Source organism: Micromonospora sp. NPDC049004, from assembly GCF_040649315.1.
Classification (GTDB): Bacteria; Actinomycetota; Actinomycetes; order Mycobacteriales; family Micromonosporaceae; genus Micromonospora.
This window is the reverse complement of sequence record NZ_JBEZFG010000002.1, coordinates 834,666-852,871: the sequence shown is the minus strand read 5'-3', so window position 1 is coordinate 852,871 and position 18,206 is coordinate 834,666. Positions and strand designations below refer to the sequence as shown.

The following is an 18,206-nucleotide window of genomic DNA, read 5'->3' as shown; positions in this document are numbered from 1 at the left end:
ACGTTGCAGATAGACGCCGTTGACCAGCGGATCATTGCGTTGCTCGTCGCCGACGCCCGCGCGTCGTACGCCGACATCGGCACCCGGGTGTCACTCTCCGCCCCCGCGGTCAAGCGCCGGGTGGACCGACTGCGCGCCACGGGGGTGATCAGGGGATTCACCGCCGTCGTGGACCCGGCGGCCGTCGGCTGGACCACCGAGGCGTTCGTCGAGCTGTTCTGCGCCGGTCGGACCACCCCGGCGCAGATCGGCGTGGCCGTCCGCCGGCACCCGGAGGTGGTCGGCGCGTACACCGTCTCCGGCGAGGCGGACGCGCTGGTGCACCTGCGGGCCGCCGACATCGCCCACCTGGAGACGGCGCTGGAACGGCTGCGCGCCGAGTCCTTCGTGACGTCCACCCGCAGCACCATCGTGCTGTCCCGGCTGGTCGAGTCCCCCGGCGTCGGGCCGTCCACCGGGGCTTGACCTCAAGCGCGGTTCAGGTGTTGGACTCGTGGCGGCCTGGCACGACACGAGGGGGACTCCATGCGGGCGATCTGGTTACGTGAATTCGGCGGTCCCGAGGTGCTGACGCCCGGGCCGGCGCCGGACCCGACGCCCGGCCCCGGCCAGGTGCTGATCGACGTCGCGCACGCGAACATCACCTTCATCGAGACGCAGCTACGCTCCGGTCGACCCGGGCCGTACCAGGTCACCCCACCGCTGATCCCCGGCAACGGCGTCGGTGGGGTGATCGCCGCAGTCGGGTCGGACGTCGACCCGGCGCTGACCGGGCGCCGGGTCGTCAGCGCCACCGGTGGCTCCGGCGGGTACGCCGAACGGGCGGTGGTGGACGCGTCCGCGCCCTTCGAGGTGCCGACCGGGCTGGCGCTCGACGACGCGGTGGCCCTGCTGGCCGACGGACGGACCGCCACCCTGCTGGTCGAGGCGGCCGGCGTCCAACCCGGCGACCGGGTGCTGGTGGAGGCGGCGGCGGGCGGCGTGGGCAGCCTGCTCGTGCAGCTCGCGGCGCGCGCCGGCGCACGGGTGATCGGTGTGGCCGGCGGCGCACGCAAGGTGGACCTGCTGCCCGGCCTCGGCGCCGACCTGGCGATCGACTACCGCCTCCCAGGCTGGGCCGACCAGGTCCGGCACACGATGGGTGGAGTCGACGTGGTGTTCGACGGCGTCGGCGGGCCGACCGCCCGGACGGCGTTCGAACTGCTGGACCCGGGTGGCCGGATGGTCAGCTTCGGGTTGGCCAGCGGTTCGTGGTCGCCGGTCTCGGCCAAGGACGCCGCAGCCCACCAGATCACGCTGGTCCGCACCGACGTGCCGCCCGCACGCATGCGGGCGTACACCGATCAGGCGCTCGCGGACGCGGCGGCCGGCCAGCTCCGGCCGCTGATCGGCCAGCGCTTTCCGCTGGAACGCGCCGCCGACGCGCACGCCGCCATCGAGGCGCGCGCGACGGTCGGCAAGACCCTGCTGGACGTGCTCTAGAGGTACATGCCGGTGCGGTGCTCCGACTCGTCGCGCCGGACCGGCTTGTCGCCCTCACCGAAGAACCGCTTGCCACCGAACTCGCCGTGCAGGCGGTCGTCCAGCTCGTCGGCGAGGCCGGTCATCACCTGCACCGCCAGCATGAGGTGGGTGGCCTGGAAGTTGCGGCCGAAGACCGGGATGGACGCCCAGACCGTGTCGTCGGCGCAGTAGAGGCGACCGATCGGCATCCGGTTGGTCAGCTCCGACAGCTTGACGTAGAGCCGTTCGGTCGGCTCGACCTCGGTGAGCACCGGCGAGAAGACGTCCACCAGGGATGGATCGTCCCGCACCCGCACGAAGACCATCGCCGAGCCGGCCCGGATGGTGATGTCGCCGTCCGAGTCGATCTGCAACCGCTCGGCGTCGGACTTCAGCATCGTCGACACGACGGTACGGACGCGATCCGCCAGATCGAGCACGTCGTCCCGCTCGACCTGCGCGGCGGCCGCCTCGGCCAACGCCTCCTGGAGGTCACCCTCGACGTCGGCGTCCGGCCCGAACTCGCTGCGCGCGGTGCCCAGCGGCCCCACAGTCAACGGCTCACCCTCGGCGTCGTGCACCAGGTAGACGAGGAAGGCCGGGTGCGGGGCGCCGTACACGTCGCGCAGCGTGCGGGACAGCAACGGGGCGATCCGACCGGCCTCCGCCGTCGTACCGTCCAGCCCGAACGAGCCGCCGGAGCCGGCCACCACCCCGGGCGGGGACCAGCCCAGCGCCACCATGTCCGCCACCGCGGCACGGTCCAGCCGGAAGCCCTGCGGCAGGGCGGCGTTGCCGACGGCCCGAGCGGAGAGCCCGCCGTCGCCGGTCACGTCGACGCTGATCGAGTAGACGGCGTCCCCCGTACCGGAGGCGGTGGGGTCGAGGGTCAGTTCGAGGTGCGCGCCGGCGGGCAACTCCCGCAGCCGCACGGCGAGCATCCGGGCGAACTCCCGCCACGCCTCCGTCACCTTGGCGCGCAGGTCGGTGGTGCTGGGCTCGTCGAGCAGGATCGACTCCGCCGGCTCGGATGTGCCGTCGGGCTCACCGTCCGGCGCCGAGGGGTGGTCAGCCGTCATGATCGCCTCCGTCCGTCCCGATCACCCTACCCACGCCGTCCGGGCGTCGAATCAGCCCGGACCGGGATCGGACACCACAGTCCTCGCGTCGTGGAGACGGCCTGGTCGCGGGGGCGCGGCGGTGGGCGGGTCAGGAGGTGGGGTCGTCGGGATCGGCGCCCAACCGGACCGGCCAGTCGGCCGCGAGAGCGCTGAGCCGGGCCGCGGCGTCCGCCGGGTCGGCACCCCTGCCGACAGCCAGTCCGAGCAGGTACGCGGTGACCGGCGCCCCCGGCCGCAACACCTGGTGGGCGACATCGCGGGCCAGGTCCAGCACCGCCGACACGGGCACCTCGGTCGGGTCCAGACCCACCTCGGCACAGGCTGCCGTGACCCAGTCGTCCAGCACCGTCATCGCACCCACTCCTCCGCCCGGCGTACGTCCTCGTCAGTGTCGCAGTCGAACCAGGGCGGCGGACCGTCACCGGCCCACGGCACCTCCCCGACGGCGAGACCGGCCAGCAGCGCCCGTACCGGAGCACCCGCCAGGTTGCCGCCCCGCTCGGCGGCCAGCCGGTTCAGCCCGGCCCGCAGCGCGGCGGCACGCCACACCCCGCAGAGCGACTGCCGCCGGCCGTCCGCATCGACGAAGCACACCCCCTCGACCGATCGCTCCCGGTCGAGGTGGGTCAGCAGGTCGCCGATCGCGGCGCGGGTGAGCAGTGGGAGGTCTGCGGCGAGCAGCGCGACAAGCGTCGTGCCGGGATCGAGCAGTGCCAGCCCCGCCGCCGTCGCGGCGACCGGCCCGCCGCCGGGCGGGTCCTCCCGGGTGACCTGCACCCCGTCCGCGACACCGTCACCCGGGCCGACCAGCACGCGCGGCGCGGCATCGTCCACGGCGGCCAGCACCCGGTCACGCATCGACCGGCCACCGACCGGGAGCGCGGGCTTGTCCACCCCGCCCATCCGTCGGGCGGCCCCACCCGCGAGCACCACGGCGGCGTACGTCCCCATCCGGTCACGGTATCCGGGCCGGGTGCCCGGTGCCGGCGCGCGCTGCCCGGTGCTCCGGTGGCGGCGCGCGCTCCGCGATGCTGGTTGGCCGGTCACGGTGCCCAGCGGGGCCTTGCCGGTGGCCGGTGCCCGGCGGAGCCTCGCCGGTGGCCGGTGCCCGGTGCCCGGTGGCCGGTGGCCGGTGCCCGGCGGGGCCCTGCCGGGTGCCTGATGACCGCCGGGGCCCTGCCGGGTGCCTGATGACGGGCGGCCGTGCGGGTGTGCCGGGCCGGGGTGCAGGATGGCGGGATGGGACGGGCGACTGACCGACGGGGCGTACTGCGGATCGACCTGGACGCGGCGGCCGAGGGGCGGGCGGCCGTCCGCCGGCCGGACACCCTGGCCGTGGAGGAGCCGCTGGAGATCCGGGTCGGCGCGGCCGGCCCGGGCCGGCGAAAGCCGCTCGCCGTCACCATGCGCACCCCCGGCGACGACCTGGACCTGGCGATCGGGTTTCTGCTGACCGAGGGGCTGATCCGCTCGACCGACGATGTGCTGACCGCCCAGCTCTGCGCGGGCGCGGAGACGCCGAACACGTACAACGTGGTGGACGTGGTGCTCGCCCCCGGCGTGCCGGAACCGACCACCGATCCATCCCGGAACTTCTACACGACCAGTTCCTGCGGGGTGTGCGGCAAGGCGAGCATCGACGCGATCCGGACGCGGTCGCTGTTCGACGTCACGGCGGACCCGCTCACCGTGCCGGCCGCGCTCCTCGCCGAACTGCCCGACCGGCTGCGGGCCGCCCAGCGCGGTTTCGACCGCACCGGCGGGCTGCATGCGGCGGGCCTGTTCAGCCCCGCCGGGGAGCTGGTGGTGCTCCGCGAGGACGTGGGCCGGCACAACGCCGTGGACAAGGTGATCGGCTGGGCCGTGCGGGAACGCCGGCTGCCGTTGACCGGGCACCTGCTGCTGGTGTCCGGCCGGGCCAGCTTCGAGCTGACCCAGAAGGCGTGGATGGCGGGCCTGCCGCTGCTGGCCGCGGTGTCCGCGCCGAGCACCCTCGCCGTCGAGCTGGCCGAGGAGGCGGGCATGACGCTTGTCGGCTTCCTGCGCGGCCGAACCATGAATGTCTACGCCGGCCCGCAGCGGATCACTGTCGACCAGCCGGCCTGACGCGGCGATGATCCACACCACATCGCCGATGTTGGGCCATCCAGACGTCCAGACACCCCCACGTCGCCGACCTGCAGTCGATCACCTCTCACGGGGGGCCTTTGCTGGTGGGGACCGGTCGCGCGCGGGTCAGCGGCGACCACGTCGGTTCCGCTTGTGGGGGCGGACCACCCCCGGCATCCCGACCGACGGCCAGCCGTCCAGCTCGGAAGGCGGCACACCGCGTCGGAGCAGGTCGTCCAGGAGCACTGCCAGCGAGTAGTCGGGGTGCAGGCTCAGCGTGCGCTCCAGCGCGACGGCCGCCAGCGCCCCCTGCCCCGCCCGCCAGGCCGCGAAGGCCAGCAGCGCGCCCGGCGCGGCGGTCAGCTCCGGCTCGGCCCGGCGGAACACGTCGGTCCAGAGGGCGATGTCCCGGTCACGACCGTCGGTGCGCTCCCAGGCGTGATCGCGCACCGGCAGGTGACTCAGCAGCATGCTCAACCAGGCCACCTCGTCGTCGTCGAGACGCTCACCGCGCCGCTGCCGGCGTTGCGCCTCGCGGACCGCCGCCACCCCGGCGGTACGCAGCGCCCGCCCGCCGAGCAGGTCACTGGCGGGTGCCTGCTCGACCAGCTCGACCAGTCGCCGTTCCGCCCGCACGGTGGCCGCGTGCAGCGCGTCGCGGGCCGGGCCGTCCACCGGCGACACCTGCGCCACGAGGGCCGCCCGGTCGGGGAGGGCGACCTGACCGGCGAACACGGCCGACGCGGTCACCGGGTTGGCCGTCGGGTCGTAGCGCCGGCCCTCGGGTGGGCAACAGTCGGCCTCGGTGCACAGGTACGACCACCACCGGCCGTCGGTCACCCGCAGCGCGTCGAGCACGTCCACTCGGGCGCCGGTCAGGGCGGCGCGTACGGCGTCCACGCTCGGCGTCACCCGGTCGGGTGGTCCGTAGCCCACGACGGTGGCCGCGTCGGCGCCCTGTCGAGAGATCACTCCGGCCAGGTGTCGGGCACGGTCGACCGCGTCCGTGGACGGTTCGGGCAGGTCGGCGCGGGCGGCGAAGATGATCTGCCGGCCGCGCAGCGCGACCGCGACCACGCTGTCGGCGGGATGGAAGCCGAGCAGGTACGGCACGGCGGCGATCAGGTCGGCGGGCGAGCGGACGGAGAGCTTCGCGCGTTCGGTCGAGGTCATGCAGGAAGGCTGCGTCCGGCCTGCGGAGGCTTCCAGACCCTGTGGATGACACGCAGCTTATCCACAGTTACCGAACGTATTGCCGCAGGTGGACGCGTTCTGATGTGCGCACACGACACCGCCGTGTCATGGGCGGCGGCTACCGTGCGCTGATGGACCTGGCGTACCTGCGCGCTCATCCGGCACACCTGCCGACGTTCCGGACCCATCAGCGACTCCGCGAGACGCCGGTCGCCGGGGGAGACATCTGCGCCGCCGCCCGCCTCACCCTGGACGACGGTCACTCGGTCTTCGCCAAGTCCTGGCCGGAGCGGGCCGACCGGCCGGTGCCCGAGGGCTTCTTCGCCGCCGAGGCCGCCGGGCTGCGCTGGCTGCGGGAGGCCGACGCGATAGGCGTACCCGAGGTGATCGTGGCGTTGCCCGACCTGCTGGCGCTCGACTGGGTGGAGCCCGGCGAGCCGACGCCGGCGGCTGCCGAACGCCTCGGTCGGGAGCTGGCGGCCCTGCACCGGGCCGGCGCACCGACCTTCGGTGCGGAGTGGACCGGCTTCATCGGGGCGCTCGGGCAGGACAACACGCCCGACGACGGTCCCTGGTCGACGTGGTTCGCACGACGCCGGCTCGCCCCCTACCTGCGGCTGTCGGTCGACGGCGGTGCGCTCAGCAGCGCCGACGCCGCGCTGGTCGAGCAGGTGATCGGCCGGGTCGACGAGTTCGGCGGGGACGAGCCGCCCTCCCGCATCCACGGCGACCTGTGGCCGGGCAACGTGCTGTGGGGCGTCGACGAGCGGGCCTGGCTGATCGACCCGGCGGCGCACGGCGGGCACCGCGAGACCGACCTCGCCCAACTGGCGCTGTTCGGCGGCGTCGCGCACACCGATCGGGTGCTTGCCGCCTACCGGGAGAGCTGGCCGCTGGCCGACGGTTGGCGCGACCGGGTGCCGCTGCACCAGCTGCACCTGCTGCTCGTGCACACCGCGCTGTTCGGCGCGGGTTACCGCGATGCGGTCATCGAACTCGCCCGAGCCGCCCTGGGCAGCGTCGAGCGCGCTACGGTCGACCGGTGAGTGTCGCCCCACGAACCGACGGCGTCCTCGTCGACCGGTACGGCCGGGTCGCACGGGATCTGCGCGTGTCCCTCACCGACAAGTGCAACCTGCGGTGTACGTACTGCATGCCGGCCGAGGGGCTGCCCTGGTTGGCCGGGCCGGAGCTGCTCACCGACGAGGAGATCATCCGGCTGGTCCGGGTGGCCGTCGAGCGGCTCGGTGTGACCGAGGTGCGGTTCACCGGTGGGGAGCCGCTGATCCGGCCCGGGCTGCTCGGCATCGTGGCAGCGGTCGCCGCGCTCGACCCCCGCCCACGGGTCTCGCTCACCACGAACGGCATCGGCCTGGACCGGTTGGCGCCCGCGCTGCGTACGGCCGGCCTCGACCGGGTGAACGTCTCGCTGGACACGCTGGACCCGGCCCGGTTCACCCAGCTCACCCGCCGTCCCCGCCTCGACGCGGTGCTGGCGGGGCTCGCCGGGGCGGCAGCCGCCGGGCTCAACCCCGTGAAGATCAACTCTGTGTTGATGCGCGGTGTCAACGAGGACGAGGCGCCGGCCCTGCTCCGCTTCGCGCTCGACCACGGCTACCAGCTGCGGATCATCGAGCAGATGCCGCTGGACGCGCAGCACGGCTGGGACCGCAGCACGATGGTCACCGCCGAGGAGATCCTGACCTCCCTGCGTACCCGTTTCGATCTCAGCCCTGACCCGGCCGAACGCGGCGCGGCACCGGCGGAGACCTGGCTGGTCGACGGCGGCCCGGCCCGGGTCGGCGTGATCGCCAGCGTGACCCGGCCCTTCTGCGGCGACTGCGACCGCACCCGGCTGACAGCTGACGGCCAGATCCGCGCCTGCCTGTTCGCCACCGAGGAATCCGACCTGCGGGCGGCGCTGCGCGACGGCGCGACCGACGACGAGGTGGCACAGCGGTGGCGCACCGCGATGTGGGGCAAGCGCGCCGGGCACGGCATCGACGACCCCACCTTCCTCCAGCCGACCCGGCCGATGTCCGCGATCGGGGGCTGACCCGTGCAGCCGAGACCGCTGACCGTCCGCTACTTCGCCGGCGCGCGCGCCGCAGCCGGCCGCGCCGAGGAGGTCACCGCCGCAGGCCGGTCACTCGACGACCTCACCACCGAGCTGGCCCAGCGCCACGGTGACCGGCTCGCCGCCGTGCTGCGGGTGGCCAGTTTCCTCGTGGACGGCGTCGCCTGTCATGATCGTCGGGCACCCCTGCCGGGCGGGGCCACGATCGATGTCCTGCCCCCGTTCGCGGGCGGCTGAGGGGGGCGCACACATGTTGGCGGTTCTGGGGTTCATGGGCGTCCTGGCGCTGGTCACCGGCCTGATCCATCTCTACCTCTGGAAGCGTCTCATCCGGGACACCACCACGCCGGGTCGCTGGCGGCGGGTCGGCGGGATCGTCGCCCTGGTGCTGGCGGTGCTCGTGCCGGCCACCCTCGTCGGCACGCAGGCCGGCCTGTACTGGCTCGCCTGGCCCGGCTACCTGTGGCTCGCGGTGATGTTCTACCTGCTGGTCACGCTCGTCGTGCTGGAAGTGCCGATGCTTGTCGTCCGGATGGTGCTGCGCCGCCGGGTGACCGCCGCCGAGCCGACCACCGCCGCGCCCGAGCCGGTTCTCGTCGGGGCCGCCGGGCCCGCCGATCCGCCGGCCACCGGCGCCGTCGCGGCACCGGACCACGACCCGGCCCGCCGTCTGCTGCTGGCCCGCGGAGCCGCCATCTTCGCCGGCCTCACCGCCACCGGCATCACGGGGTACGGCGTCCGCACGGCACTCGGCCCGCCCCAACTCGACCGGGTGCAGATCCCCCTGCGCAAACTCCCGCGCAGCATGGACGGCCTGCGCATCGCCACCGTCTCGGACATCCACCTCGGCCCGCTGCGCGGGCGGGCGCACACCGAGCGGATCGTCGCCGCGATCAACCGTCTCGACGCGGACCTGGTCGCGGTCGTCGGTGACCTGGTCGACGGCTCGGTCGCCGAACTGGGGCCGGCCGCCGCGCCGCTTCGCGACCTGCGCTCCCGGTACGGCAACTTCTTCGTCACCGGCAACCATGAGTACTACTCCGGCGTGGAGGAGTGGGTCCAGGAGGTGGACCGTCTCGGCCTACGGGTGCTGCAGAACCGTCGACAGGAGATCCAGGCCCGGGGCGGTGTGCTCGACCTGGCCGGCGTGAACGACCTGAACGCGGACCCGGCGGGCACCGGCCTCGCCGCCGGTCCGGACTTCGCCGCCGCCCTCGGTGACCGCGATCCGAGCCGCCCGGTCGTCCTGCTCGCCCACCAGCCCCTCGCCGCGAAGCAGGCGGCCAGCTACGGCGTCGACCTGCAGCTCTCCGGGCACACCCACGGCGGGCAGGTGGTGCCGTTCAACCTGGTCGTCAAGCTTCAGCAGCCGGTGGTCAGCGGCCTCGGCGAGGTCGACGGCACGAAGGTCTACGTGACCAACGGCGCCGGTTTCTGGGGCCCGCCGGTGCGGGTGGGCGCCAAGCCGCAGATCAGCCTCGTGGAGCTGCGCTCGGCATAGCGGACGTCACGTCCGCGCGTGGCGGAAGGCGGGCCGCGCGGCGGGCGTGACAGGATGCGGCGTGCCCCCGTTCAGCGCCGTACCCCCCGGTGGCCGTTCGCCCTTCGTCGCGGACCTGCACATCCACTCGAAGTATTCGCGCGCGTGCAGCCGTGACCTGACGTTGCCGACCCTCGGCTGGTGGGCGCGGCGCAAGGGCATCGCCCTGCTCGGCACCGGCGACTTCACCCACCCCGCCTGGTACGACCACCTGACCGAGACGCTGCGCCCGGCCGAGCCCGGGCTCTACCGGCTCGCCCCGGAGGCGGAGCGCGACATCGCCCGCCGGCTGCCGCCGCGACTCGCCGGCACTAGCGACGCCGACGCGGTCCGGTTCATGCTGAGCGTGGAGATCTCCACCATCTACAAGCGGGACGACCGGACCCGCAAGGTGCACCACCTCATCTACCTTCCCGATCTGGAAGCGGTGGCCCGGTTCAACACCGCGCTCGGCCGGATCGGCAACCTCGGCTCCGACGGCCGACCGATCCTCGGCCTGGACTCGCGGGATCTGCTGGAGATCACCCTGGAGGCGAGCCCGGACGGTTATCTCGTCCCGGCGCACATCTGGACGCCGTGGTTCTCCGCGCTCGGCTCGAAGTCCGGCTTCGACGCGATCGCCGACTGTTACGCCGACCTGGCCGAGCACATCTTCGCCGTGGAGACCGGCCTCTCGTCCGACCCGGCGATGAACTGGCGCGTCGGCAGCCTGGACGGCTACCAACTGGTCTCCAACTCGGACGCGCACTCGCCGCCGGCCCTGGGCCGGGAGGCCACCGTGCTGACCGCCGAGCGGGACTACTTCGCCGTCCGGGAGGCGCTGCGCACCGGTGACGGCCTGGCCGGCACCATCGAGTTCTTCCCGGAGGAGGGCAAGTACCACGCGGACGGGCACCGGCTCTGCGGGGTCAACTGGTCCCCGGAGCGGACCCGGGCCGCCGGAGGGCTCTGCCCCGAGTGCGGCAAGCCGCTCACCGTGGGCGTGCTCAGCCGCATCGAGGAGCTGGCCGACCGACCCGACGGGCACCGCCCGGCGCACGCCCGGGACGTCACCCACCTGGTGCCGCTCGCCGAGATCCTTGGTGAGATCAACAAGGTGGGCGCCCGGTCGAAGAAGGTCGAGGGGAAACTCAACGAGCTGCTCGCCGCGCTCGGCCCCGAGTTGGAGATCCTGACCACGACGCCGTTGTCCGACATCGCGCAGGCCGGCGGCGACGTGCTCGCGGAGGGCATCGGGCGGCTGCGGCGTGGCGACGTACGCCGGGTGCCGGGTTACGACGGCGAGTACGGCGTGATCACCCTGTTCGACCCGGCGGAGCTGGGCACGGGCGCGGGCACGGCACAGGAGACGCTGTTCGACGTTCCCGTGCCGGCGCAGCGGCGACCCGCGGAGCCGGCGGCCAGGGCCACGGCCAAGCGCCCGGCGGCGGCCAAGGCGGAACCGAAGCGCAAGCCGGCCCCGGCGCCCGCGCCGCCGATCGCGTCGCCACCGTCACCGCACGAGCCGTTCGAGCCGATGCTCTCCGGCATGGAGGAGGTCGGCACCGGCCTGCTGGACCGGCTGGACGCCATGCAAAGGGTGGCGGCATCCGCGCCCGGCGGGCCACTGCTCATCGTGGCCGGTCCGGGCACCGGCAAGACCCGGACGCTGACCCACCGGATCGCGTACCTGTGCGCGGAGCTGAACGTCTTTCCCGAGCACTGCCTCGCGATCACGTTCACCCGACGGGCGGCCGAGGAGCTGCGGCACCGCCTCGACGGTCTGCTCGGCCCGGTCGCCGAGGACGTCACCGTGGGCACGTTCCACGCGCTGGGGTTGACCATCCTGCGGGAGAACGCCGACGCGGCGGGCCTGCCGGCCGGGTTCCGGATCGCCGACGACGCCGAGCGGGCGGCGGCGCGGTCGGAGGCCGGCGACGATGCCGTCGGCTACACGGCGCTGCTGCGCAAGCAGGACCTGGTCGACCTGGACGAGCTGGTGAGCCTCCCGGTGGAGCTGCTGCGGGCCGACCGGAAGCTGGTCGAGCGGTACCGGGACCGCTGGCGGTGGATCTTCGTCGACGAGTACCAGGACGTCGACGAGGTGCAGTACGAGCTGCTGCGCCTGCTCAGCCCCGCCGACGGCAACCTCTGCGCGATCGGTGACCCGGATCAGGCGATCTACTCGTTCCGGGGTGCCGACGTCGGCTACTTCCTGCGCTTCTCCGAGGACTTCACGGACGCCCGGCTGGTCCGGCTCAACCGCAACTACCGCTCGTCCGCGCCCATCCTGGCCGCCGCCGTGCAGGCCATCGCGCCGTCCTCGCTGGTGCGGGGCCGGCGGCTGGACCCGGCCCGACTCGACCCGGAAGCCCCACTGGTCGGGCGGTACCCGGCGGCGTCGGTTGCCGAGGAGGCCGACTTCGTGGTGCGTACCGTCGACGAGCTGGTCGGCGGCCTGTCCCACCGTTCGCTGGACTCGGGCCGGATCGACGGCCGGACCACCTCGCTCTCGTTCTCCGACATCGCCGTGCTGTACCGCACCGACGCGCAGGCCGCCCCGATCGTGGACGCCCTGACCCGGGCCAACATCCCGGTGCAGAAGCGCTCGCACGACCGGCTGCGGGACCGGCCCGGCGTGGCGGCCATCGCCCGCGAGCTGCGGCACGCCGACGGGTTGGCCGGCTCGCTGGCCGCCCGGGTGCGCCTGGCCGGCCAGGTGGTCGCCGAGCGTTTCGCGGTGCCCACCCTGGACGGCGCCGGCAGCACGGTCCGCCCCGACGACGTCCGCTCGGCGGTGGACCTGCTGACCCCACTGGCCCGCCGCTGCGGCGACGACCTGGAGGCGTTCCTGTCGCAGTTGGCCACCGGCGCGGAGGTGGACGCGCTCGACCCGCGTGCCGAGGCGGTCACCCTGCTCACCCTGCACGCCGCGAAGGGCCTGGAGTTCCCGGTGGTCTTCCTGGTCGGCGTCGAGGACGGGCTGCTGCCGCTGCGCTGGCCGGGCTCGACGCCCGACGAGGACGCGGTAGCCGAGGAACGTCGGCTCTTCTTCGTCGGCCTGACTCGGGCGCAGGACCGGCTGTACGTCAGCCACGCCGCCCGAAGGACGCGGCACGGCACCGAACGTGACTGCGCACCCTCGCCGTTCCTGGGCACGATCGACCCGGGCCTGTTCGAGCGGTTCGGCGAAACCGAGCCGCGCCGCCCGAAGGACCGCCAGCTCCGGTTGATCTGAGCGAGCCACCGCACGCGCGACAGTGACCTGGGGTCAGCTCACGAGCGCGGCCAGCCACGTGCCCGCCAGCAGGGCCGGGCCCAGGGGCAGCAGGGTTTCGCGGCGGACCTTGCGCGCCGCCAGCAGGCCGAGGACCAGGGTCCCGTGCAGCAGATGTGGCAGGAGCAGCCCGGTGAGCAGGGCGTCGCGGCCCAGCCAGCCCAGTGGCAACCCGAGGACGGCGGCGAGTTTCACGTCCCCGAAGCCGAGCCGGGATCCCGGCAGCAGGGCCAGCAGCACGTGCGCCGCGCCGGAAACCGCCGCACCGACAAGCGCGCCGACCAACCGCCCGGGAGTGCCGGCCAGCAGGGCCGCGCCGGTCAGGCCACCGAGGGCCAGCAGGCCGGCCGCCGCGACCATCGGGTCGGGTAACCGCAGACAGGCCAGGTCGACCACGGCCAGCACCAACCCCACCGCCGCCACCGCGAGGAGGACCGGCAGCGCCGGATCGTCACCCTGGGCGACGGCGAGCCCCAGGAACACCGCGGCCGCCAACGGCGGACCGAGCCAGGCCCGCGCGTCGCGTCGAGGCCGCGCCGGCAGGGTCGTGAAGCGCCGGGCCACCGGGGGTACGACGAGTCCGACCACCCCACCGACCAACGCCACCCCCACCAGCACCGCTGCCGACATCTGCCGGACGCTACCGGCGGTCGCCCGTCCGCGCCGTCCCCGATCGCGGTTCCGCGCCTGTCCGGCGCGAGCGTTCCGGGCCCGTCCGACCCGGGCGTTCCGCGCCCGTTCAGCGCGAGCGTTCCGCGCCCGTCCGGCGGGGACGTTCCGTGCTCACCACAAGCGCCACCCCGGCGACGATGACCGCCCCGCCGAGCAGCACCCGCGGGGTGATCGGCTCGGCCACCAGCAGCGCCCCGAGCGCCACCGCGACCGCAGGGTTCACGTACGCGTACGTCGAGACCAGCGAGATCGGCGCGTTCTGCAGCAGCCAGACGTACGCGGTGAAGGCCACCAGCGAGCCGGCCACCATGAGGTAGCCCAACGCCAGCCAGGACCGGGTGCTGACCGCCGCCGGGTGGAACTCGCTCAGCTCGCCCCGGCCGGCGGCGACAACTGCCAGCGCCACCGCGCCGGCCACCATCTGGTACACGGTGCCGACGAACGGGTCGGCGGGCACCCCGATCCGTCCGGACAGGAACGACCCGACCGACCACGCGACGGCTCCCGCCACCACCGTCAGCGCGCCGACCAGCGGCACCGCGTCCGCGCTGCCGGCGGGCAGCACCAGCAGGACCAGGCCGACGAAGCCGAACGTGACCCCCGCGAACGTCCAGACTCCAGGCCGGTCGCCGGTGGCGGAGCGCAGCAGGACCACGAGCAGCGGCACGGTCGCCACCAGCAGCGCCGCGATTCCGGACGGCACCGCCACCCCGGGCGGCCCGGACTCGGCGAGCACCACCAGGCCGTTGCCACCGGCGAGCAGGAGCACACCGACAAGCGCGGCGGAGCCGAGCTCCCGACGCCGTACGCGAAGCGCGCCCGGCCCTCGGCGCAACCGCAGCACCACCGCGAGCACCAGGCCGGCGACGGCGAACCGCAGGGCGGCCGACAGCAGCGGCGGCATCGTCTCCACCGCGACCCGGATGGCCAGATAGGTCGAACCCCACAGCAGGTAGACCACGATCAACGCGGTCCAGACCAGGGTGGGCGCGGCGGCGGCGCGGCGGCCGGGCAGGGCGGCGGCGCTCGGTGAAGATGAGCTCATCGGTGGACCACGCTACGGTGACCTCGGAGTCGGCGTCGCGCATTGGTGGCCGGCCTCTCACCACTCGTGCAGGAGGGCGGCATGACGAACTACGGACCACCGGGTGAGGGCTTCCGAGGCCCGTGGCGTGGGCAACGGCCCGACGAGACGCCCGGCCGGCCGCCGCAGCAGCCCTACCCGTCCGGCCCGGAGCCCTACCCGCCGACGGTTCAGTCCTACCCGCCCGCCCCTGCGGAGCGCCCCGGGTCCTACGGCGACGGTCCGTACGGCGGCGAACCGGCGAGGCCCTACGGTGGCGGCCCCTCGTACGGCGGCGAGCGCGGGGCACCGTACGGGGCTGAGCCGTCCGGTGCGCCCTACGGCGGCGGACGGTACGGCGGGGAGACCGAGACGCCGTACGGTGGCGCGTACCGGCCGGCCGAGGCGCATCCCCCGTACGGCGGGGAGCCGTACCGGCCCGACGACGGCCCGTACGGCGGTGACCCCGCACCCGTCCCGCCCCGACGCGGCAGAGGGCCGCTGATCGCTGTGGTGGCCGTCGTGGTGGTGCTGGCGCTGGCCGGTGGCGGCGCGTACTGGTTTCTCGGCCGGTCCGATGACCCTGCCGCTCCGGTGGCCGCGCCGACCGGTTCGGCAGGTGTCGGGGCGCCGAGCGCGGCCGGGACCGAGCCGGCCGAGCCGGTGCCGAGCGCTGCCGCGCCGGAGTCGTCGGCCGACCCGCGGTTCGTCAAGGTCGGCCAGTGTGTGCGCAACGACGGAACGGCCGGCGGCAAGCCCAAGCTGCTGATCAGCGGCTGCGCGGCGAAGTCGTACGAGGTGCTGCGCCGGATCGACGGCGCGACCAGTGGCGAACGCGACGCCGAGGCGAAGTGCGCCAAGGTCGAGGGCTACACCAACTGGTACTTCTTCGACAGCGAGCTGGACACCCTCGACTTCGTCCTCTGCCTGAAGCAGCGCTGACCACCCACCCCTGGGGATGAGATGACGACCAACGGACCATCGGGTGCCGGGCAGCCGGACGACCCGTACCAACGCCCGCCGATCTGGCCCGACGGCCCGTCCCCGGTCGACCCGACCGTCCCCCAGTGGGGCCCGCCGCCACCGCAGTGGGACGCGCCGCCACCGCAGCCACCGCAGTGGGGCCCGCCACCGCAGCCGACGCAGTGGGGTCCGCCGCCGCAGCCCTCGGAGTGGGACGCACCGCCGGGGCCGTTCCCACCCGCCGGGCCCGGCCCCGGCCAGCCGGCGGCGCCGTGGCCTGCGCAGGCGCCCGGCGGGTACCCGATGCCGCCCGCCCCGCCGGCGAAGAGGAACGGCGGCAAGATCGCCCTCATCGTCGCGCTGGTGGTCCTGCTCGTGGTCTGCCCGTGCCTCGGCCTCTTCGGCTGGGCGGCGTTGAAGGCCGCCGACAGCGACAGCGACTCTGCCGCGCCAGCTCCGTCGCTGAGCGTCCCCGTCGTCCCGCCGGGTCTGCCCAGCGACGCCCCGAGCCCCGTCCTGCCGTCCCCGGACGAGGAGGAGTTCGCCAAGGGGGACTGCGTGGTCAACGACGGCAGCGAGGACGACGCGGACCTGCGCAAGGTGCCGTGCGGCCCGAACACCTACCAGGTGCTGCTGCGTATCCCGGCGACCACTGACGGGGACCGGTGCGCGACGCTCGCGCCGCAGGCGACCGCGAACTACGTGCACGACAACGCGATCGACGTGTTCGATTACGTGCTCTGCCTGAAGAAGCGGTAATCCTCACGGAAACTAGGGCTGTCTAGCGTGGAGGCTAGACAGCCCTAGTTTTGTCTCGATGGTCGCAACACGCCGGTAGCCTCATCTATCCATATCTAGCTTCGCAGCTAGAGGGCCCGATATTCTGCGATGCGTGGATCCGGTCCGCAATCCGTACGCTCCCGGCGCCGGGCAGCGCCCGCCCGAACTCGCCGGGCGGGGGCGGGAGCTGGACGTCTTCGACATCGTGCTGGAACGCATCGCCCGCGGGCGTCCCGAACGCAGCCTCATGCTCACCGGCCTGCGCGGCGTCGGTAAGACGGTCCTGCTCAACACCCTGCGTTCCCAGGCGATCAACCGACTCTGGGGCAGCGGCAAGATCGAGGCCCGGCCAGACCAGTCACTGCGCCGGCCGGTCGCCGCCGCGTTGCACATGGCGATCCGCGAACTCGCCCCCCGGCACCGCGCTCCGGACCGGATCGACGCCTTCCTCGGGGTGCTCAAGGCGTTCGCCCAGCGGTCCACACCGACCGGCCGCGCCGGGGCACCGTCGAAGCTGCGCGACCGGTGGCAACCCGGCATCGATGTGCCCGCCGCCAGTGGCCGGGCCGACTCCGGCGACATCGAGATCGACCTGGTCGAACTGTTCACCGACGCCGCCGCCGTGGCCAGTGACGTGGGCACCGGCGTCGCGCTCTTCATCGACGAGATGCAGGACCTCGGCCCGGAGGACGTCTCCGCGCTCTGCGCCGCCTGCCACGAGCTGTCCCAGATCGGCGCCCCGCTGATCGTCGTCGGCGCCGGGCTGCCGCACCTGCCGGCCGTGCTGAGCGCCGCGAAGTCGTACTCGGAACGGCTCTTCCGCTACCAGCGCATCGACCGGCTCGATCGGATCGCCGCCGACCAGGCGCTCTGCGCGCCGGCCGAACGCGAGGAGGTGGAGTACGAGCAGAAGGCGCTCGACCTGCTCTACGAGAAGTCCGGTGGCTACCCGTACTTCGTCCAGGCGTACGGGAAGGCGACCTGGGATCATGCGCCACGGTCGCCGATCACCGCCGCCGACGTCCGGGTCGCCGCCCCCGAGGCCGAGGCCGAGCTGGCGGTCGGCTTCTTCGGCTCCCGGTTCGAGCGGGCCACGCCGGCCGAGCGCGAGTACATGCGGGCGATGGCCACGCTGTCCCTGGTGGAGGGCGAGTCCGGTGCCGCGCCCCGCGACGACATGGACGCCGCGGTGCCCACCTCCGAGATCGCCCGCGCTCTCGGCCGGAAACCGGCCAGCCTGTCCCCGGCCCGCGACGCGCTGATCAAGAAGGGGCTCATCTACTCCGGTGAACGGGGCACGGTGGCCTTCACCGTTCCGCACTTCGGCCGGTACCTGCGCACCCAGCCAACCTGACCGCCGCGCCCGCAGAGGCGTTCAGACCCTCGACCAGGGTGCCGGGAAGACCACCTCGCCGCGCGGCGGCGGACCCTCCTCACTGGTGGACGGCGGCAGCACCAGCGCCTGCCAGGGCTCCCCGAGCCCGGCCCACGGGCTGGTGAGGCCCAGCTCCGCGGCCGGCCCGAAGCCGAAGCGGCGATAGAAGGCCGGGGCACCGAGGACCACGACCACCCGCTCGCTCAGCTCGGTGGCGGCGTCCAGAGCGGCCTGCACCACGGCGCTGCCGTGCCCGACCCGCTGCCGGTGCGGTGCGACCGCCACCGGCCCGAGCGCCAGGGCGGGCGCGACGGCACCGCGATCGGGTCGCACCCGCACCCGGGTGAGCAGCGAGTATCCGACCACCTCGCCGCCGTACTCGGCAACCATTGCCAGCTCGGGCAGCCAGGCGTCGGTGCCGCGCAGGTCATCGACCAGCCCCACCTCCGGCGGCGTCTGCACCTCCGGGCGGGCGAACGCCGAGGCCAGCACCCGACGCACCGGGCCGGCGTCGGCCGGGCCTTCGGGGCGGAGCCGCAGCGTCGTCACCCGC

17 protein-coding genes and 1 pseudogene are annotated in these 18,206 nt (G+C 74.0%); 11 read left to right on the top strand and 7 right to left on the bottom strand.

The window, feature by feature from the left end:
• Positions 1-3 precede the first annotated feature (3 nt).
• Positions 4-465 (top strand): Lrp/AsnC family transcriptional regulator, encoded by a 462-nt coding sequence (locus AB0B97_RS08750; protein ID WP_234582651.1) that lies wholly within the window; start codon positions 4-6, stop codon positions 463-465.
• 60 nt (positions 466-525) lie between these two features.
• Positions 526-1,482, top strand: a complete 957-nt coding sequence (locus AB0B97_RS08745) for a zinc-binding dehydrogenase (RefSeq protein WP_357491794.1) — start codon at positions 526-528, stop codon at positions 1,480-1,482.
• Here AB0B97_RS08745 and AB0B97_RS08740 read toward each other — a convergent pair.
• From AB0B97_RS08740 to AB0B97_RS08730, 3 genes are all read right to left on the bottom strand, one after another.
• On the bottom strand, positions 1,479-2,582 hold the full coding sequence (locus AB0B97_RS08740; protein ID WP_234582653.1) for a YbjN domain-containing protein: 1,104 nt from the start codon (positions 2,580-2,582) through the stop codon (positions 1,479-1,481). The two genes, AB0B97_RS08745 and AB0B97_RS08740, sit on opposite strands and share 4 nt — an antisense overlap.
• Before the next feature lie 130 nt (positions 2,583-2,712).
• Positions 2,713-2,976, bottom strand: coding sequence for a DUF6457 domain-containing protein (locus AB0B97_RS08735; protein ID WP_234582654.1), 264 nt, complete (start codon positions 2,974-2,976; stop codon positions 2,713-2,715).
• Complete coding sequence (locus AB0B97_RS08730) at positions 2,973-3,575, bottom strand: NTP transferase domain-containing protein (protein WP_357491792.1); 603 nt, start codon at positions 3,573-3,575, stop codon at positions 2,973-2,975. The genes AB0B97_RS08735 and AB0B97_RS08730 overlap by 4 nt, the downstream gene beginning before the upstream one ends.
• 288 nt (positions 3,576-3,863) lie before the next feature.
• Here AB0B97_RS08730 and fdhD point away from each other — a divergent pair, with 288 nt between their 5' ends.
• Positions 3,864-4,730 (top strand): formate dehydrogenase accessory sulfurtransferase FdhD, encoded by an 867-nt coding sequence (gene fdhD, locus AB0B97_RS08725; RefSeq protein WP_357491790.1) that lies wholly within the window; start codon positions 3,864-3,866, stop codon positions 4,728-4,730.
• Positions 4,731-4,859: 129 nt separating this feature from the next.
• Here the strand turns inward: fdhD and AB0B97_RS08720 are convergent, their stop codons facing one another.
• Positions 4,860-5,906 carry a DUF4192 domain-containing protein gene (locus tag AB0B97_RS08720; RefSeq protein ID WP_357491788.1) on the bottom strand — a complete coding sequence of 349 codons (1,047 nt, stop codon included), beginning with the start codon at positions 5,904-5,906 and terminating at the stop codon, positions 4,860-4,862.
• 152 nt (positions 5,907-6,058) lie between these two features.
• Here AB0B97_RS08720 and AB0B97_RS08715 point away from each other — a divergent pair, with 152 nt between their 5' ends.
• The 5 genes from AB0B97_RS08715 to AB0B97_RS08695 all read left to right on the top strand — a co-directional run bounded on the left by AB0B97_RS08715 (position 6,059) and on the right by AB0B97_RS08695 (position 12,761).
• On the top strand, positions 6,059-6,973 hold the full coding sequence (locus tag AB0B97_RS08715) for a fructosamine kinase family protein (protein WP_357491786.1): 915 nt from the start codon (positions 6,059-6,061) through the stop codon (positions 6,971-6,973).
• A complete protein-coding gene (moaA, locus tag AB0B97_RS08710; RefSeq protein ID WP_357491784.1) occupies positions 6,970-7,983 on the top strand; it encodes a GTP 3',8-cyclase MoaA in 1,014 nt (337 codons plus the stop codon). Before AB0B97_RS08715 ends, moaA begins: the two co-directional genes overlap by 4 nt.
• A 3-nt stretch (positions 7,984-7,986) precedes the next feature.
• Positions 7,987-8,241: a MoaD/ThiS family protein gene (locus AB0B97_RS08705; RefSeq protein WP_234582666.1), complete on the top strand. Its 255-nt coding sequence runs from the start codon at positions 7,987-7,989 to the stop codon at positions 8,239-8,241.
• Between the two features lie 13 nt (positions 8,242-8,254).
• A complete protein-coding gene (locus tag AB0B97_RS08700; protein WP_357491782.1) occupies positions 8,255-9,505 on the top strand; it encodes a metallophosphoesterase in 1,251 nt (416 codons plus the stop codon).
• Between the two features lie 61 nt (positions 9,506-9,566).
• Positions 9,567-12,761, top strand: coding sequence for a UvrD-helicase domain-containing protein (locus tag AB0B97_RS08695; RefSeq protein WP_357491780.1), 3,195 nt, complete (start codon positions 9,567-9,569; stop codon positions 12,759-12,761).
• Positions 12,762-12,794: 33 nt separating this feature from the next.
• Here the strand turns inward: AB0B97_RS08695 and AB0B97_RS08690 are convergent, their stop codons facing one another.
• Together AB0B97_RS08690 and AB0B97_RS08685 are read right to left on the bottom strand one after the other, a co-directional pair.
• Positions 12,795-13,430, bottom strand: coding sequence for a prepilin peptidase (locus tag AB0B97_RS08690; protein WP_357491778.1), 636 nt, complete (start codon positions 13,428-13,430; stop codon positions 12,795-12,797).
• Positions 13,431-13,539: 109 nt separating this feature from the next.
• A complete protein-coding gene (locus tag AB0B97_RS08685) occupies positions 13,540-14,517 on the bottom strand; it encodes an EamA family transporter (protein WP_357491776.1) in 978 nt (325 codons plus the stop codon).
• Positions 14,518-15,006: 489 nt separating this feature from the next.
• Between AB0B97_RS08685 and AB0B97_RS08680 the strand changes: the two are divergent.
• The 3 genes and pseudogenes from AB0B97_RS08680 to AB0B97_RS08670 all read left to right on the top strand — a co-directional run.
• Positions 15,007-15,477, top strand: a pseudogene (locus AB0B97_RS08680) (flagellar basal body protein FliL); the annotation flags it as partial.
• A gap of 324 nt (positions 15,478-15,801) precedes the next feature.
• Positions 15,802-16,257 (top strand): hypothetical protein, encoded by a 456-nt coding sequence (locus AB0B97_RS08675; protein ID WP_357492093.1) that lies wholly within the window; start codon positions 15,802-15,804, stop codon positions 16,255-16,257.
• Positions 16,258-16,390: 133 nt separating this feature from the next.
• Positions 16,391-17,632: an ATP-binding protein gene (locus AB0B97_RS08670; protein ID WP_357491774.1), complete on the top strand. Its 1,242-nt coding sequence runs from the start codon at positions 16,391-16,393 to the stop codon at positions 17,630-17,632.
• A gap of 21 nt (positions 17,633-17,653) precedes the next feature.
• Here AB0B97_RS08670 and AB0B97_RS08665 read toward each other — a convergent pair whose 3' ends face one another.
• On the bottom strand, positions 17,654-18,202 hold the full coding sequence (locus AB0B97_RS08665; protein ID WP_357491772.1) for an N-acetyltransferase: 549 nt from the start codon (positions 18,200-18,202) through the stop codon (positions 17,654-17,656).
• Positions 18,203-18,206 lie beyond the last annotated feature (4 nt).

What these genes read in the sequence shown, in the direction of transcription:
- AB0B97_RS08685 (WP_357491776.1), bottom strand. Translation starts at nt 14,517, where the DNA reads ATGAGCTCATCTTCACCGAGCGCCGCCGCCCTGCCCGGCCGCCGCGCC.
- AB0B97_RS08675 (WP_357492093.1), top strand. Translation starts at nt 15,802, where the DNA reads ATGCCGCCCGCCCCGCCGGCGAAGAGGAACGGCGGCAAGATCGCCCTC.
- AB0B97_RS08700 (WP_357491782.1), top strand. Translation starts at nt 8,255, where the DNA reads ATGTTGGCGGTTCTGGGGTTCATGGGCGTCCTGGCGCTGGTCACCGGC.
- AB0B97_RS08735 (WP_234582654.1), bottom strand. Translation starts at nt 2,976, where the DNA reads ATGACGGTGCTGGACGACTGGGTCACGGCAGCCTGTGCCGAGGTGGGT.
- AB0B97_RS08730 (WP_357491792.1), bottom strand. Translation starts at nt 3,575, where the DNA reads ATGGGGACGTACGCCGCCGTGGTGCTCGCGGGTGGGGCCGCCCGACGG.
- fdhD (WP_357491790.1), top strand. Translation starts at nt 3,864, where the DNA reads ATGGGACGGGCGACTGACCGACGGGGCGTACTGCGGATCGACCTGGAC.
- AB0B97_RS08690 (WP_357491778.1), bottom strand. Translation starts at nt 13,430, where the DNA reads ATGTCGGCAGCGGTGCTGGTGGGGGTGGCGTTGGTCGGTGGGGTGGTC.
- AB0B97_RS08715 (WP_357491786.1), top strand. Translation starts at nt 6,059, where the DNA reads ATGGACCTGGCGTACCTGCGCGCTCATCCGGCACACCTGCCGACGTTC.
- AB0B97_RS08740 (WP_234582653.1), bottom strand. Translation starts at nt 2,582, where the DNA reads ATGACGGCTGACCACCCCTCGGCGCCGGACGGTGAGCCCGACGGCACA.
- AB0B97_RS08720 (WP_357491788.1), bottom strand. Translation starts at nt 5,906, where the DNA reads ATGACCTCGACCGAACGCGCGAAGCTCTCCGTCCGCTCGCCCGCCGAC.
- AB0B97_RS08745 (WP_357491794.1), top strand. Translation starts at nt 526, where the DNA reads ATGCGGGCGATCTGGTTACGTGAATTCGGCGGTCCCGAGGTGCTGACG.